The sequence below is a fragment of the Chryseobacterium sp. genome, assembly GCF_029240215.1.
In the GTDB taxonomy this organism is placed as follows: Bacteria; Bacteroidota; Bacteroidia; order Flavobacteriales; family Weeksellaceae; genus Chryseobacterium.
Genome location: NZ_JARBTK010000011.1, coordinates 58,931 through 75,497 on the forward strand (window position 1 = coordinate 58,931; position 16,567 = coordinate 75,497).

General features: G+C 37.8%; 13 protein-coding genes and 1 pseudogene. 4 read left to right on the plus strand and 10 right to left on the minus strand.

What is annotated here, in order from left to right; translation table 11 throughout:
* Positions 1-220: 220 nt before the first annotated feature.
* The 9 genes from K0R77_RS16470 to K0R77_RS16510 all read right to left on the minus strand — a co-directional run bounded on the left by K0R77_RS16470 (position 221) and on the right by K0R77_RS16510 (position 9,202).
* Positions 221-715, minus strand: a complete 495-nt coding sequence (locus tag K0R77_RS16470; protein ID WP_300354873.1) for a hypothetical protein — start codon at positions 713-715, stop codon at positions 221-223.
* A gap of 115 nt (positions 716-830) precedes the next feature.
* Positions 831-1,739, minus strand: a complete 909-nt coding sequence (locus K0R77_RS16475) for a hypothetical protein (RefSeq protein WP_300354876.1) — start codon at positions 1,737-1,739, stop codon at positions 831-833.
* 10 nt (positions 1,740-1,749) lie between these two features.
* Entirely contained in the window at positions 1,750-2,592 is an 843-nt protein-coding gene (locus K0R77_RS16480) for a hypothetical protein (protein ID WP_300354879.1), read from the minus strand.
* A gap of 9 nt (positions 2,593-2,601) precedes the next feature.
* Positions 2,602-3,528: a hypothetical protein gene (locus tag K0R77_RS16485; RefSeq protein ID WP_300354882.1), complete on the minus strand. Its 927-nt coding sequence runs from the start codon at positions 3,526-3,528 to the stop codon at positions 2,602-2,604.
* Positions 3,529-3,545: 17 nt separating this feature from the next.
* Positions 3,546-5,102 carry a hypothetical protein gene (locus tag K0R77_RS16490; protein ID WP_300354885.1) on the minus strand — a complete coding sequence of 519 codons (1,557 nt, stop codon included), beginning with the start codon at positions 5,100-5,102 and terminating at the stop codon, positions 3,546-3,548.
* A gap of 257 nt (positions 5,103-5,359) precedes the next feature.
* Positions 5,360-6,058, minus strand: coding sequence for a lectin-like protein (locus K0R77_RS16495; protein ID WP_300354888.1), 699 nt, complete (start codon positions 6,056-6,058; stop codon positions 5,360-5,362).
* Positions 6,059-6,393: 335 nt separating this feature from the next.
* Positions 6,394-7,356 (minus strand): hypothetical protein, encoded by a 963-nt coding sequence (locus K0R77_RS16500; RefSeq protein ID WP_300354890.1) that lies wholly within the window; start codon positions 7,354-7,356, stop codon positions 6,394-6,396.
* A gap of 12 nt (positions 7,357-7,368) precedes the next feature.
* Positions 7,369-8,355 carry a C-type lectin domain-containing protein gene (locus K0R77_RS16505; RefSeq protein ID WP_300354893.1) on the minus strand — a complete coding sequence of 329 codons (987 nt, stop codon included), beginning with the start codon at positions 8,353-8,355 and terminating at the stop codon, positions 7,369-7,371.
* 226 nt (positions 8,356-8,581) lie between these two features.
* Positions 8,582-9,202, minus strand: coding sequence for a hypothetical protein (locus K0R77_RS16510; RefSeq protein WP_300354896.1), 621 nt, complete (start codon positions 9,200-9,202; stop codon positions 8,582-8,584).
* An 842-nt stretch (positions 9,203-10,044) separates the two neighbouring features.
* Here K0R77_RS16510 and K0R77_RS16515 point away from each other — a divergent pair.
* Both K0R77_RS16515 and K0R77_RS16520 read left to right on the plus strand, forming a co-directional pair.
* Positions 10,045-11,655: a helix-turn-helix domain-containing protein gene (locus tag K0R77_RS16515; protein ID WP_300354899.1), complete on the plus strand. Its 1,611-nt coding sequence runs from the start codon at positions 10,045-10,047 to the stop codon at positions 11,653-11,655.
* A gap of 104 nt (positions 11,656-11,759) precedes the next feature.
* Entirely contained in the window at positions 11,760-13,094 is a 1,335-nt protein-coding gene (locus K0R77_RS16520) for a T9SS type A sorting domain-containing protein (protein ID WP_300354902.1), read from the plus strand.
* A 29-nt stretch (positions 13,095-13,123) separates the two neighbouring features.
* Here the strand turns inward: K0R77_RS16520 and K0R77_RS16525 are convergent, their stop codons facing one another.
* Complete coding sequence (locus K0R77_RS16525) at positions 13,124-14,707, minus strand: helix-turn-helix domain-containing protein (protein ID WP_300354904.1); 1,584 nt, start codon at positions 14,705-14,707, stop codon at positions 13,124-13,126.
* A 274-nt stretch (positions 14,708-14,981) separates the two neighbouring features.
* Between K0R77_RS16525 and K0R77_RS16530 the strand changes: the two genes are divergently transcribed.
* Positions 14,982-15,203, plus strand: a complete 222-nt coding sequence (locus tag K0R77_RS16530) for a hypothetical protein (protein ID WP_300354907.1) — start codon at positions 14,982-14,984, stop codon at positions 15,201-15,203.
* A 576-nt stretch (positions 15,204-15,779) separates the two neighbouring features.
* A pseudogene (locus K0R77_RS16535) lies at positions 15,780-16,567 on the plus strand (hypothetical protein); the annotation flags it as partial.

Genomic DNA, 16,567 nt, shown 5'->3' on the forward strand with positions numbered 1-16,567 from the left:
ATTCAAATTATATATTGTTGACGTCTTAAAGTCCATTTTTGACGTTGTTGACACCAAACTTGACGTTATCATCCTCGAATTTGGACTTATCTAACCTCAAATTTGAGGTCTCGAACCTCATTTTTCAGGTTATTGACTTGATTTTTGATGTCCTGAACCTCAACTTTGAGGTTGTGCAACCTCATCGCTGCACTTCTGGACATCAAATGAGAATTATCAGCTACTCCGTGGGTTCAGGAGGTGTCGTGTTGCCACTGCCGCCGCCTGTACGGTTGAAGAATTGTTTGATTTCCTCTACTTTGGTATGGAAACCTGTGCTGCCGGAATCATTGCGATATACAGAATATTGGTAATCAGTTAACGATGCCTGATAATTATCCCAATCGTGTAAAATCTTTGCATTTTCTAATCCCCGGCTGAGCTCCGTAAGGCTATTAGTGAGTGTTTGCAAAAAGCTTCGGCTAACAAAATCATTTCCAAATTCTTCCCAATCCACTTCGGGGCTGGAAAGCTGAGGATCACTATCTCTATAATCCTTCACTTTATTTACCATCAGTTTGTTTTGCTCTTTGATACTGCCATACTGTTGGCGTTCTTCTGCTGTAAGCGTAGCTAATTTCCCAGACAATGCTGTTTGCAAATCCTGCAATGCCGTGGTTATTGCCGCTTTTTCTGCTTCGGAAAAATGACGGCTTTCAAAATTTAAAAAAGGCATAGATTAATTATTTTAATGGTTATTGAATTGAGAACCAGTTCGGTCTCTTACTATGCTTTGAAGGTAAAAAGTGATGGATGAAAACATCTCTGAGGTCACCCATCATCTTATATCCTTATTGCTCTACAATTGTAAGGGCATTGTAAACCCCACTATTTGCAGTATTGAACTGGCTAAGATAAGTGTCGGAAAATTCTGTTGAAATCCAAGAAAAAGGTCTCAATTTATCCCCTTGATTCAAATAAACACTTACCGTACAGGCAGACCCTATGGGTAATGTATTAGCGACAGCATTTCCGGAATCTGAAGCATACCCATTATTCGTTTTTACCCTTTGAGTAATCACATTGGCTGAGTTCCTTACTTCCCAAATAGCTTCTGTTTGGTTGCTACTGCCTGATTGTACAAATTGGTTTGAGAGCGCATAGGTAAACGTAGCAAAATATACCCCTGCTCTTGGCGCTACAAACTCACCCGTAGTAGGATTGAAATTGGCTGTTGGTACTCCAGAATCAGAATCTAATTTCTCTGTCCAGTTCGTTAAATAAGACGAACGACGTTGCATTAAACCTGCTTTCGGACCAGAATCTGCTCCTTCAAACACTTCGGTATTCTGTGTTGTTTTATTCGCCATTACCACTATACGAGGTTTCCCATTTGGGAAAAAACTTACCCATTTGGTACCGTCAGAATATTCTAGATAGCCCTTTACCCCAATTGCGGGGCTATTAACATATCGCAGTGCACCTTTACCGGCAGCTGCTGCCGTTTGGGTAGTATTTCCTATGGCTACAGAACCGTTTGTACCGCCGCTTCGCAGATCAATTGCTACCTTTGGACCGGCGACCAATACGCCGACCTTGCCTGTATTGTCTACAATTACATTACCTCCAGTAGTAACAATTTCGGTGGCATTTGTAGAGCTTTTTGTGCCTACTCCCATTTGGGCATTTGCCTGTGTTGCAAGCAATACCATCGGTATAACCATACAAGCCAAGCTTTTCATTTTATTTTGTATTCTCATAGCTATACTCTTATAATTCGCTAATGCTTATATTATTAAATTGTGCGTCATTAAGGGTGTTTCTACTTCCCCCCAAGGTATGTTTCACTTTAAATTTCACTATCTTGCCTGCATCAAGTTGAAAAATAGCATTACAGTTACCACTTACAAAATTGTTAATTACAGGAGGAGAAGCTTGAAATGCAGGATACGAATTGATCGTTCTATAAATTGGAATGTTATTGGTAAGCTGATCGCTTTCTATGATCGTTTCTATATAACTGTTGTTTGCTATTGTGCCAGAAGCCAACGTGATATTAAAAGACACCAAATAAAAACCGTCACGAGGTGCTGTAAATGTACCCGTAGCTAAATCAAAATTGTTACCTGTATCAACATCTTCATTCGTCCAACTTGTTATATATGTTTCTGAATTGTTAGCGATGGCTAAAGCGGAACCTTTACTGGCATTTACCAATGCTTTGGTTGGTGGTGTTAACGGCAAAGCAATCCATTTTTCGCCGTCCGAATAATCCAGATAGCCGGAAGTATTGTAACGTATAGCTCCGCCACCTGCAGCTGCAGCAGTTTGTGCAGTATTTTGACCTACGCCAATTATCCCTTTCTGATCGGCAGAACGGAGATCTACTTTGGTTACAGGAGCCAAAACTCCCACTCCCAGATTACCTGCTGCAGTTACCACCACATCATTTGCCGCCTGTGTAGCACTGATGGTAGCAGCATTATCATCCGCAGCATCTATATGAAAGGGAGTAGACGGGTTTTGGGTAAGCACCCCTGTCTGTGCCGCTATAGTACCTGTAGAAAAAATAAGAGTACAAGTCAGCAACTGATATATCATTTTCTTTTTCATAATCTATTTTTAATGTTCTATAATGGTTAAATTATTAAACCCAGCATCCGGGTTTGCAGGATCGGAAGCATCACTGGTTACCCTCAAATTAATACTGCCTCCTGTTAAATTATGTAATAATCTAGGCACTACAGTATCCCCTTGAGCCAAGGTTAATGTAACAGTACTTGATCCTCCTGCCTGTGTCTGTTTACTTGCATTAGCATCATTAGCGATACCCGTCATCGACTGACCGAATGTTTTATACACCCTTGCCAAAATAGCAGGCGTTCCAGAAGTTTTGTAAAACTGTGATTCTACTCGAGTAGCATCAGCAATCACAGTATTTACAAGGTTAAAAGTTAATAGAAAGGTGTACGTTCCTGCTCGTGGTGCCGTAAAAACACCTGTTGCTGGAGTAAAACTATTGCTCAAATCGTATACCTCACTCCAATCGTCAATAGTAGTCGCTGCGGTTCCTATTGCTTTAGTCGAAATTTTACGAGCTACCACTACAGCTTTTTGTGGAGCGATGTATAGTTTGTTCCAAACAGAACCGTCTGACACCTCTATTTTTGCACCAACCGGTACATTAACTTCATCATAACGTACAGCACCAGCAGCAGCAGCAACGGCTGTCATTGTGGTAGTACCAATACCCAAAGCATTATCTGTATTTACTGTAGATCTCATATCAAGAGGTACTGTAGGAGCTGAAACACCCACACCGATAAAGCCTGTCGTTTTATCTACAATCACATCATTGGCTGCCTGCGTTGCCGTAGGTGCTGTGGGCGCAGTAGCATCATTATCTTTAGCTCCGTCTACATGCAAAGCTCCTTTTGGGTTTCTGGTGCCAACACCGGTTTGCCCTGCCTGAGCAGAGACCAAACCGACTGAGCAACATAATATTGACATTGCCAATATTATGTTGATTCCTTTATATTTATTTTTCATTTTTAAAGGAATTTGGATTACTTGTTATTGTTTTCTTTTACAAGAAGCTGCTCCAACTTTTCCATACGGGATTTTAGGTCGTTGATCTCTGTTTTTTGCTTAGCAATCTCCTCCTGCTGCTCGATAGTATGCAGATACAGCTCTTCTATTTTTTCTAATTGCTGGATCGACAATTCTGAAAGGTTAACATTGTAACCGTTTTCTGTTTTCAGAATATCTTTGATCGCAGTAACACCCGGTAAGTGTTTGTTTGCTTTGATGTAAGCTGCTGTTTCGGCTAATGATTTGAATTTGTAATTTTCATTAATTGTAGAGGTACCATCAAGGTAATCTTCGAAAACATAATCAGCGTATTTACTTGTTGTAGTGTAAAAAGATCCCGTTGCGGAAACATTACCTGCTACATATAATTTCGGGTTATTTGCTGTCACTTCTGCTGCAGGAATAGATGCACCGCTCGCAATACCAATTGCGACGCTACCTTGTTGGTAGATGTTATCAGTATTAGCAGTTGCAGGATTGGTCGTCCCCTGAATTCTCCATGGTTCCGGTGCAAGGGTTGAAACATCTGCCCAACCTAGTTGAGGAGTACCACCTGTTGCGGTGCCGACACGTGCCAGTACTTGGTTAAGAGTCGGGGCGTTTCTTGGAAATCTGTAACTTCCTTCATAAACATTGCTCGCATCATTAAAATTAAATTGTACACCAGCCGTTCTAAATATGGATACTTCAGACTTGAAACTACTGTTTACAGCGTCCGAAAGAAGAACCCTCCCTGTAGGCCCCATACCGTTTACTTCTATTTTTGTCTCTGTATTGGCTTGTCCGTTTGTTACATTCATTAATATGGCACTCCCAAGATTGGGAAAAGAAACAGACTGTAATTGACCATTTGAGATAGTATTATCAGAGAATTTTGCAGAACTGAACATATACGGTTGTCCCGAACCATATACCCCAACTGAACCGGTTGTTGTAGCATCGGCAACGTTTTCAGCGTTCCTCATATATATGTTACTACCAGGTTGTCCTCCTGTTGACCCATCAGAATTGGTCTCTATACCACTGAAAAGGCCTCCATTGTTATATTCTGATTTAAAATCTCCTTTTACTTCCAGTTGTTTTGTTGTTATACCATCAGCATCTGTAAAGCCTACAGCTACTTTCCCTTGCTGATAGATGTTTTGGCTATTACCGGTGGCTTGGGTTGTTGTACCTTGCACATTCCAAGGTTCGGTTCCGGGAGCCACAGTCCCACTACCAAACTTCACCCAAAGCGCTCCATCAAAATAGTAGTACCCTTCTGCTGTGATATTGGCTGTTTTGATAGAAGGTGTACTGACAGCTGATGTTGCATATACAATAGCTCCTTTTTGATCTGAAAGATACTGTCCATCTTTTCCTTTAATATCATCACCCGATAGTCTGGGAGCGATAATTCCTTCTGCTGCTGTGCTAGGTGTTTTTGCAGAAACGTCTAGCGTTGCTTTCGGAGTTTCATTGTTAATACCCACCTGAGAGTAAGCTGTTGAGCCCAATAATAGAGCTCCTAAAAAAATGATGTTTTTTTTCATTTTGAAATTTTTTTTTAAAATTTGTGTTTATCTTGTGTTTTCTTATGGTTATTTTTTTTCTTTCTAATCCTTGTTTGCTAAAGACTGGATGTATAAGTGGAAAAATATATTTGTAAAATGATACAGATTAATTATAATGGTTAGTTGATATTGAATATTTCCAGTTCGCCGTTTTGTGCTGAATGACCAACATCTAACTTAAGAACCCGCTGTTACATTACTTTATTAGGTAAGCGAAACAGCGGACAGAAAAATTATTACTGGTTAAATTCTATAATCAATTGGTTAAATGCTCTTGTTTCAGCAGTAAGACCTCCTGGTTCAAAAGTAGTCTTTGTACAAGGTGCGTCATTCCATTTGAGTTTCAAAGCATTCATCCCACTACTCATACCATTAGCCCAGATATGAGAACAGCCTTCATTACCACCATTGTTATTCGGTTCATTCGGAATACTACTATTATCAGCAAAATTTTGTTCAACAGTAGTTGCATTACTCCATAGAGATTTGGACTCTTCACCTGTGATCCAATAAAACTCAATCGGGATACCTGGTGACGGAGTACCAACAGCGAAAGCTCTGTTTATTGCTTTATTATTCCCAATCCAAATGTTGTTATTAAACTCGTTATAGGTACCGTGGTCATACTCTATAATATTATCTAAAATAAATTGGTATTCATTATTAGAAGTAATGGTTACCAGATAGCCTCCCCACTGTTTCCCCACCTTGTAGGCAGTTGCCCAATTCATCCCTCCTGTTCCCGGACTGCTACCACTAGTACCGTTATTCCCACTAGTGAAACCACAATACCAATGCCCATTGCCACCGCTTGCCACCGTCCATTGCACACATCTTCTGTTGGTAATTGTTAATCCGTCTACTGTAGGACTTAATACACCGGTACTAGCAGGATGTGTACCAGTCGGGTTGTACCCAAGAATAGAGGGTATCACACCATCTGATATTATATTGGTTCTGGAACCAATACCTGTTGGTTGCCAGGCACCATCCCAAAAGTAGTAACCCGGGTCTAGTGTGGGATTATCTGTCGTATTATAAACAAGCATACCCTCTCTTGCGTTGCCTGTTAATGTCCAAGTACCTGTATCAACTAAAGCTACTTGAGGTGCCAAGAATCCTTTGTCAGAAGCTACCACATCCAGTACTGCAGATGCATCGGGAGTTTGCGTGCCTATGCCGACTTGCCCAAAGGCAATGTTTGATGTACAAATAAAGGCAAGTATTGATATATATATTGTTTTTTTCATTATGTAAATTGTATTGTTTTTTAATAGGTATCTTGAAATTCTACGATTACATCTTTAGCATCTGTAGAAGTTGCTCCATCTCTGTCATCCCATTGTCTGCTTGCACTGTCTGCTGTTCTCATAATAAATGCAGCGCCATTAGCATTTATAATACTGGGTTGTCCGGTAGCAAAATTATTTTGTACGGTCGCTCCGGCAGGGACTTCCCAGTTTACCGTCCATTTTTCTCCGGTAATCCACTTGTAACGATATCTTTCATAAAGTAGATCGCCATTATTCCCTTCTGCCGGAATATATCGGCTTTGATATTTGTTGTAGCCCAGCCAGATGCTATTCAATAAATCTTTACCGGTTGTTGGGTCAATAACATTAGTTTTTAACCAGTTTCTCTCTGCATCTGAGGTAATGGTAACCAAGTAGCCACCTCTGGCTTGTGCAAAGCTAAAAGCCTGAGCCCAGGTTCTGTTACTAGAAGCCCTGTAAGTACAATAGGTATGCTCATTACCTCCTGCGCTCACTGTCCATTTCACACAACCTCTTTTATTCCAGGTAGCACCACCAGAACTAAACGAACTGCCGCTATTTTCAGCAGTAAAAAGAGCCGTAGTCATAGGTGTTGGGGTATATCCCAAAACAGATACATCTATCTTTTGCTGGAAAATATAAGAGTCAGTAATCTTCCCTAGAGGTTGCCAGGCGTTGTTGTACCAATAATAAAAGCCGGGTGTAACATCTGTGGCAGGATTAGTGGTAGTGGTACTGGTATTATACACTAGCAAGCCATCTTTTGGCGAGATAATAGTTTCAACGTCAGTAGCAGCAAGGGCTACATTGGGTAGAGAAACACCTTTGTCGGCAGCATCTACCTGCAACATTACAGAGTTTTCTATTGCCGGCGGGGTTGGGAGATTAGTAACCTGAACCTGAGCGGATGCACTTATGCTAAAAGCTATACTAAACATAGCCAGATAAAAAATTTTCATAATTTGTAGTTTTTAATTTTGAAATTCTACGATGAGATAGGATACTGTTGCCCCGGAAATAGATGTGCTGGTACAAGCGGCATCATTCCAATATCTATTAGCACCACCAGTATGGGATGCAGGAAATATATGTACGCAACCTTCTGCATTGCCAGCATCATCGGGCTGACTGTCGGCAAAGTTAAATTCAAAACTTGCATTTGCATTATCCGGTGCAGCAGCAATCCCTGCACGCTCCCATGCTACCATAGACTTCTCACCAGTAATCCAGGTAAATTGTTTGGGATTGCCGGGATAGGTTACTTTATTAAATCCTAACCAAGCGTTATTTTGATTTTGTGAAGGAAGAGTGTTTGGCAGAAGATTGGTCTTGATAAAATCCCATTCCTCTGTACTGGTAGCAGTAGCCAAATAACCATTGATGCTTTTTGCCATCGCAAAAGATGTTGACCAATTAACACCTATAGCAGCGTTTGAAGTATCTTTCAAGTCATAACCACAGAAAGAGTGGTTGTTGCCTACTGTAAATTTGAAGCATCCTACTTTGGTGCCTTTTACGTTTCCGTAAGTAAATGTAGCCGGTGCTGTAGCTCCGGTTCCTTGTGGTACATATCCTAAAGTTGCTGTGCTAATATCTGCTGCTGTAGAGCTTTGGATAATATTTGAGCTTTTTCTCCAGGGAAGCCATTGTACGCCATTCCAGTAATAATAGCCTTTATCTAATTCCGCATTATCTGTAGAGTTATAAACCAAAAGTCCTGTTTTAAGTGCAGTGCCTGTGGTGGTAATCGGTGATGCATTTGTAAGTGATGCCAATGCAACTCTGGGTGCAAGAAATCCTTTGTCGGAAGATCTTACATCCAAAATGGCTGAACTATGGGGAAAGTCAATAGGAACAACGTCTGTTGCCGCTATCACTCCAACTGCTTTCCCGGATTGTCCGTACAAACAGATCGTAGCTGCTAAAAGAGGAACAGTTAGTAAAATTTTTCGTATCATTTTAAATTGTTTTTTAAAAATTGTTAATTAGTGTATTCACGATATCTACTTTTTGTTTTGCCACAAAATCGAAGATTCGAAGAAATCAATACACAAATGGTTTATCTGATTGTTATTAAGATTGGCTACGCCAGACCACACTCACCTTTCTTCAATTTGTTCTAAACAACATTGCGATTGAATGAAGGATGTGGTTTTTGTGAGAATTCACGTTTGCTATTGTTTCTTAAGCTGTTGGTGGCGGGCGAATGTGCATTTGCCAATGACAAATTTCATTGGCAAAAGACATTATATATTTAGAATTGTGTTTTTCCTGGAAAGGAATATAGAAAAAAATTTGATACTGTACCGCCAATGCCACAATTCTGAATTGTGAATTGGTGGTAGGTACTGTTATACTATTTTCTCCACTTCCTGAAAAAATAGTATTAGACTCAAAAGGAAGAGGCGTGAACCGGACTTTAACCGTATATTTTTCTCCTTCTATTTTGGGCTTGGCAACGGTTTGCTTTTTTGGAAGAGCTTTTGTAAGCTGATGGCCTGTTTTATTTTTTGCTGCTTTTACAATCTTTTCTTTTTGTACAATCTCTACATTTCCGTGGATCTCTTGGGCGTTGTAAAAAGTAGTACCTTCTGATATATAGATTTTTGCAGTCTCAACCTTATCCGATTTCAGGGAAAGAGAATCTTGTAAAGATTCTGAAGTTTTATCTTCAGCACCTTTCGGTGTAGGTGTAACAGGATGAGCAAATGCAGATATAGTAAAACTGAAGAAAAATAAAAACAGCAAAACCCTCACCCGAAAGGGATTATAGGCTTCGCTGTTCAATAAATTAATTTTCTCCATTTGTATTTCTCTTTATATTATTTCGGAAAGTATACTAACAACACTTATCCGGAATCTTCAGCAAAATTATACGTTTACTCCTGTAGCTGAAAGAACAATACGTGAGATTTTCGGAATATATTACAACATATTCACATCAAATATTGATATTTTTTGCCACTATACAGCTCATCCAAGAATAAAATACAATATGCAAGTTTACCCACACTAAATCTTGCTATCTGATGCACCAAAAAATTATATTGATTAAAATTTTGATGAATACTTCTTTGTCAGGAGAGATTTTTATGTTTCAAAAATCCTTAAATCAAATATTATTTATTAAGCTCTTACACTATATTCATGTATGTACTTGGGAGATATTTATTTTTCAATAAAGATGGAATCATAAAAATTTCATCATTTGTGTTCTTCTTTTTTTATTTTTGATTGCTATCTACCTGATAACAAACACTATTTGAATAAGCTGTTGTAATGTTACACAGATAATTTCTTTTACAAAAACACTATATGTGAGGTTTTCAGAATATCTCACCAAAAAAAATGAAAAACAATGGGGTAAAAAAAACATTTTACAAATGAACAACACTGATAATCAGTAATAAAATAAAAAAAATGAATTTAATAAGAAGACCTCCGCTCATTGTTGTAAGAAAAATAAATAATTCTAAAAACAGATTGTAATCAGAACATAAAAGCTACTACAAGAAATTGCACAAATACTCTTGTTATCAATAAATTATGCTTAACTTTAAATGTGATAAATTACGAAAACATAACAACGGAATTTCCCATCAATTCCTATATTAATCTTTAATTTGCAACTATTTAAAACACGGCCTATGAAAAAATTTATACTTCTATTATTTTGTGTGATTTTCGGATTTACTCACGCCCAAAAATCTGAGCAGTTAATTACTGAAGAAAAAATCAATCAGGAAATTGCCAAAGCAAAAGAACTATCGACAAAGGATCTTAAAAAAACTATAGAAATCTCCAAAAATACCTATCAGCTCTCAAAAACCATACATTATAAGAAAGGAATGATGGAAAGCAATAGCATTTTGATGGCAAAATATTTTGATCTCGGAAACTTTAAAAAAGTTATTGAGCTAAGTAAAGAGACAGAAAAATTATCAATAGAAACAGGAGATCATGAAATATTATCAAATACTTATAGACTCCGGGCATCTTCTTATACAGAATTAGGCTTTAATAGCGAGAGTCATAAAGAATTTTTGAAGGCTCTGGCTGCTGCGCACAAAATCAAATCCCACAATTACAGAAATTATCAGGTCTCAATGATCTATACAGGTTTGGCTACGTACTCTGCCCATATCAATGCTCCCATAGATTCTGTACTCTATTATGAGAAAAAAAGTTTAGAAACCATACAAAAACTAGACGATAGTAAAGATTTTATCAATAAAAAATATCATATCTTGGCTCTGAATTATATTAATTTAGGAATGACAAACGTTGCATTACACCATGTTGAGGATGCAAAAATGTACTTTTCTAAAGCTTTGGACATATGCCAAAATAAAAAGTATAACATAAATAAAAATATTGAAGTAACCCTTTTTAATGAATTTGCCTGGCTATATTTTGATCAGAAACAATATACCAAAGCGATAGATTTTGCAAAACAGGCAGAACAACTGGAAAAACAATTCAATACACCATACATCCGTAGAGATATTTATGAAGTGATGTTTAAATCTTATGTGGAAACAGGAGGAAAAGAGACCTCTTCAAAATATATGAATCTATATACCAAACTGAATGACAGCCTTGTAAATGCAGAGAAAAAAACCATCAATACACCTGTAAAACAAATAATTGATGAACAAAACACAGCTCATAACAATAGTATACAGAATCTTTTAATAGCTGTTTCAGCAATCCTGATAGTTTTAATCTTAATAGCAGGATTTTTCTGGAAAAGAAATCAAAACAGACTGCATAAAAAATATATAGCTATTATCGAGTCTATTAAAAAAGAGGAAACAGAAAAACTCCAGCAGATCAACAAAGCAGAAAGCAATAAAGATAGTTTAGAAAAAAACATAGGCATTACAAACGATACGGCAACTTCGATATTACAAAAGCTATCCAAATTTGAGGCAGATCAAAAATTTATCCGGAAGGATATAAGTCTTAGCCATATTGCCAACTCTCTCAATACCAATACAAGATACCTTTCTGAAGTGATCAAACAACACAAAGGAAAAAGCTTTAACAGTTATATTAATGGACTCAGAATTCATTATATCATAGAATTACTTTATAAAAACCCAAAGTACAGAGAATATAAAATCAGCTATCTGGCAGAAGTCTGCGGTTTTGCTTCCAGAGAAGTATTTGCAACTGTTTTCAAGAAAGAAACTGGTGTCACGCCATCGTTTTTCTTATCAAAGATTAAAAGCGAAAAAGAGGAAATAGAGTTGTGAGTTTCGTTATTTACAAGAGATAATTTTGGAATTTCTCACACAGATAGATTTTGTAAGCAAATTAATTACCACAACTTTGATATAACATCAAAATATTAATCTCTATGAAAAAAAATAAACTATTTGCCATATTAGCGATCATTTCCAATTTTTTAACCGCTCAGGAGTATCGTAAACTTGTCGTTAACAATTCGGCTTTTCAAGATGTAAATGACAGTGGGGTTGCCGTTTCATTCGGACTTATTTACAATTGGTCCACCAATACTTATGTTGTTAAGGAAGCCAGTGTTTATAGACTGAGAGGTACTAATAATAATGGAGATCTCGTAGGAAGCATTACCAATGGAAGTTTCAGATTACCTGCTTATAAATTAAATGGCAGCACTACCTGGATCAATATCCCTTTCCCTCCGAACACAACCACAACATCTTTATTTACAGAGAGTGTTCCTTATCAAATATCCGATAATGGCAGATATATTGCCGGGCAAATGGGCGTTCTGGATCAGATTACCAATACCAGCAACGTCATTCCTTTTGTTCATGATATACAGACAGGCACTACAACCAGAGCCAGCAACAGCGATTTTGTAAACGGTACATTCTATAGCGTTAATAATCAAGGGAAAACTGCCGGATGGGTTGACATCCCGACACCATCTACGAGACGTGTTCCAACATTGTTTAGTGAGACAGGTGTGTTTAAATATATTATGCATAATGGTAATTTGCCGACATCTACTTCCAGTGAAGTCCGTGGTATAAACGAAAGCGGAACAGCGGTTGGCACCTTCGACAGTCTCCCTTTTATATATGATCCTGTTTCAGATTCTTATACTGAGTTTGCAAATCCTAATCCGTCTCTCTACGCCGGAGGTTCATTTTCAGGAATATCAAATGACGGAACTGTAGTAGGAATATGGTATAAACCATCCAATACAAACAGATATCCAATAATATACAATCCCATATTGGGCACTACTCCCATAGATTTTAAAACTTATCTTATCAACTTGGGAGTTACAGTAAACTCGACCGCAGATTCTATGGGGGCAGCTTATGCAATTTCACCCAATGGTAAATACATAGCCGGTTTTGAAGATGGTCCGGCAATAGCAGCATATGGTTGGATCGTAAACCTTCCGAATCTTATTTTAGCTAATAATGAAGTCAAAAGTGAGCCTGTTGTACAATTTTATCCCAACCCGGTTGTAGACGACATTCATGTTTCTTTGAAAACCTCCAAATCCGGAATAGCAAAAATTGAGCTTTACGGATTAGATGGCAAACTATTAAACACTGAAAACACCACTTTATCTCAAGGTAATAACAAATTTACAGTCAACGTTGCCCAATCGGTGAAAGGAATTAAGAGTGCAATTATCGTCATTATTACTCCGGAAGGCAACAGAATTACAAAAAAATTAATTTTAAAATAATTTAAAAATTACTCAATACATTCCGGTCCTCAATTGATGGATTGCTCCTCTCCTATCAAGCTGATATATGACGACGGCGAAACTCCCGTGAAGTCTTTAAAAACCTTGGAAAAAGCATTGGCTGATGAGAAGCCGGTTTCTTCTGCCAGATAACTCAGCTTGTATTTTCTGTATTCCGGAGCGTTTTCTATTTTATCTATGATATAATTGATGCGGAGTGTATTGATATAATTGCTGAAATTATCGGCCTTGTGATTTTTGATAACGATAGAAAGATATTTGGTGTTGGTATTGAGCTGAGACGCAATTTTCCCAAGTGCAATTCCTTTTTCGTTGTAGCCGTGTTCTTTTTCAAATTTTTCCAGACCTTGTAACAATCTGATTTCGGTTTCCTCATTCAGGGCATCATTCTTTTGTATTTCTTCGGGGATTGCTTTGATTTCAGGGTTATTTTCTGTTAAATGGTTTCCGGCAGAATATTTCTCGTCTGAAATTCTGTTATTCCGGAATGCATCAAAAGCCGCTTTTTCTCTTCTGTACTTTATTCTCTGGATACCCAATACGATGAGCAATGAGATAATCACAATACCAAGTCCCACAGCAACTTTGTAGAAATTGGAGATCACAGTTTTTTTCTCATTGTTTTCATTTTTCAATAATTCGGTGGCAGTTCCAAGTCTTGATTTCTGCTGACGGTTTTCAAGCTCCAGATAGGCAGATTTATATTCTTTCAGTTTATTTTTATCACCTTTTAATTCGTACAGCTTTATAAATTGGGAGTAAAGCTCTTTTTCTTCGTTGATGAATCCTTTCCCCAAGAGAATTTCTTCAGATTTTTTCAAATTAATTTCTGCTGAATCCAATTTTTTCATTTCTAAAAAAAGCATTCCCTTTTGCAAGTAAGAGCCACCGGACAAATAGGCATTTTTCCCTTTATTCAGAGTGAGCAATTTATTCAGTGCTATAAAGGCAGAATCATACTGTTTCATTTCACCGTAGAGCATTCCCACATTCCCATATCCCAACGCACTGGTCTTTTTGCGCAGCTCCTTATTTTCTATGGTCAGATAAGTGGCAAGTGCCTGTTTTGCATATTTCAAATAGGTTTGGGTGCTGTCTTTTCCTGTTTCTTTGGTATAGATTCTATAAGTGTACAGATTTCCCAGGTGGTGCTTTTCGTCGTCGTTCTTAGGTTTTCTGATGAGGTCTATGCCTTTTTGAAGATATTCTTTGGCATCATCATCCATCCCCATTCTGCCATATTGCTGCCCGATAACGCCATACATCACCGCAGCTTCTGCCGGATAATCGTGCTGCTCTGCTAGTTCCACCGCTGCCTTTGCATATTTCAGTGCATTTTGACCATCGCCTATAGTGGCATAGCGGTAAGCAAATACTTCATAAGCACGGATGCTCACGAGATGAAGCCCTTTCTTTTTTGCTTCGTCTATCAGAATCAATAATTTTTTCTGTGCAGCTTCCGGTTGGGTTTTCAGCTCCTCCCGATATTGTGTTATTTTTATCTGATAAGATTTGGGAATCTCAGCGATCTGTGCAAAAGACAGAGAACAGATAAGCAGAAATGCAAAAGAAAGAAGTATTTGTGTTTTCATAGTACCACAAATATATAACATTAATCAAATTTTCAAATCACAATAATCGGTGTTTATAATCAATTAATAATACTTTTTCAGCTTTTAAAGCATTGATTTTAAACAAAATACCTACTGCCTTATCTCAAAAACACATCTACATAATTCCGAATTATGTAGGTGTATTACGGGATTCTGTACCCACAGTAATTGCAGTAGTGGTGCATTTGTACCAATTTTCGAGGAAATTTACAAAGCTCACCAATCTAAGATACTTCATTGCAAGTTCAAACATATGACGAAGAATACATTACAACATTTGGCAGGAAAGAGTAAGGAAGAAATTTTGGCAGTAATGGGTCAGGATTTCAATTACTACCCTGCAGAGGTTTGGACGTACGTTCTTCACACCACTTGGCTGGGCAGGAAAACCGTGTTGTATCTGTTTTTTGAAGATAAAACAGTGAAAGAGATCGTCGTCAGAAAATATTATGGAAAGGTTAAAAACGAGCTTTAGAAGCAGGAAAATGCATCCACATAATTCCGAATTATGTACGCTAATAAGTTGCCTGTATTCAGTAAGTTGTTTCTCTTTGTTTTCTGAAATAATGAATATCGGATTTTGTATTTCGGGGTTCTGAAATCCGGCATTGACGTTGGAAGACCCTTTTTTTACGTTACCAGCCAAAAAAATGAGGTTCAAGATCTGAAAAATGAGGTTCCAGACCCCAAATTTGAGGTTCAGAACATAAAAAATGAGATCTAAGACCTGAAAAAAGGACTTCGATACCGAAAGCTTTGGGTTGTATAACGTAAAATTTTAGGTTCTAAACCTAAAAAATTGAGATAAGGGGCGTATAAAAATTCCCCTCCATTGGCAGGGTGGTTTTTAACGAGATACTTGAAAGATATTTTTTAAAGAAACCAAAGACCACGAAAAGGAGAATAAGCACCCCGTCAATATCGACAAAGGCGAATTGCACCCTTTCAAGTGGGGGAATGTAAATGGAAATTATAAAAAACAATATTTAAACAAAAACATTTTAAAATGAAAAAAAAAATTATTCTTTTAGGTGCTTTAGTAGTAAGTTCATTGGCTTACTCTCAGGTGGGTATTAACACCGAAACTCCGAAAGCAACTTTAGACGTTTCTGCAAAAACACCTAGCACAGCAGCAGAAGGAATTATCGCTCCCAGACTATCGGGTGACGATATTAAAGGAAAAGATGGACAGTATCTTGCAGATCAAAAAGGAGCTATTGTATATGCAACATCAGCTGTCAATACACCTTCTATCAAAACAGCCAATATCACAGCAGAAGGTTACTATTATTTTGATGGTTCGATTTGGATAAAATTTAATACTGCAGGCACAGACGATTGGCACGTTACAGGAAACGCAGGTACTAATCCAATTGGTACAGTACCCACTCTTATGGGTGCAACCAACAACTATGTAGGTACCAAAGATGCTCAAAACCTGGTTTTAGGCGTTAATGGTATTTCACGAGCTATTATTACAACAACAGGTAGTTTTTATGGCGGTGCAGGAGCAGTTGATAATGGTACGCTTGAAGCAGCAAACACAGTTACCGGCATAGGTAGTTTTGTATGGGGCAGTGGTAATTCAGCAACGGGTAACTTGGTCTCAATATTTGGAAGGGCTAATTCAACTACATCTTCTTCTACCAATATATATGGTAATAGTAATGTTATAACTGGCAGCAATAGTGTCAACACATTTGTAACCGGTAATACAAATACTGTTAACAATTTTCAAGGCTCATTGGTAAATGGTAAGAACAACATCATTAATTATACTGCAGCTGCCGGATCTGGCGTAATGGGTGATGGCGGAAACCTTGTTTCGGGTAAAGAGAA

Excerpts from the sequence above, each read along its gene's own strand:
- K0R77_RS16510 (WP_300354896.1), bottom strand. The coding sequence starts at position 9,202 with ATGGAGAAAATTAATTTATTGAACAGCGAAGCCTATAATCCCTTTCGG.
- K0R77_RS16470 (WP_300354873.1), bottom strand. The coding sequence starts at position 715 with ATGCCTTTTTTAAATTTTGAAAGCCGTCATTTTTCCGAAGCAGAAAAA.
- K0R77_RS16525 (WP_300354904.1), bottom strand. The coding sequence starts at position 14,707 with ATGAAAACACAAATACTTCTTTCTTTTGCATTTCTGCTTATCTGTTCT.
- K0R77_RS16480 (WP_300354879.1), bottom strand. The coding sequence starts at position 2,592 with ATGAAAAAGAAAATGATATATCAGTTGCTGACTTGTACTCTTATTTTT.
- K0R77_RS16515 (WP_300354899.1), top strand. The coding sequence starts at position 10,045 with ATGAAAAAATTTATACTTCTATTATTTTGTGTGATTTTCGGATTTACT.
- K0R77_RS16500 (WP_300354890.1), bottom strand. The coding sequence starts at position 7,356 with ATGAAAATTTTTTATCTGGCTATGTTTAGTATAGCTTTTAGCATAAGT.
- K0R77_RS16475 (WP_300354876.1), bottom strand. The coding sequence starts at position 1,739 with ATGAGAATACAAAATAAAATGAAAAGCTTGGCTTGTATGGTTATACCG.
- K0R77_RS16490 (WP_300354885.1), bottom strand. The coding sequence starts at position 5,102 with ATGAAAAAAAACATCATTTTTTTAGGAGCTCTATTATTGGGCTCAACA.
- K0R77_RS16505 (WP_300354893.1), bottom strand. The coding sequence starts at position 8,355 with ATGATACGAAAAATTTTACTAACTGTTCCTCTTTTAGCAGCTACGATC.
- K0R77_RS16520 (WP_300354902.1), top strand. The coding sequence starts at position 11,760 with ATGAAAAAAAATAAACTATTTGCCATATTAGCGATCATTTCCAATTTT.
- K0R77_RS16485 (WP_300354882.1), bottom strand. The coding sequence starts at position 3,528 with ATGAAAAATAAATATAAAGGAATCAACATAATATTGGCAATGTCAATA.
- K0R77_RS16530 (WP_300354907.1), top strand. The coding sequence starts at position 14,982 with ATGACGAAGAATACATTACAACATTTGGCAGGAAAGAGTAAGGAAGAA.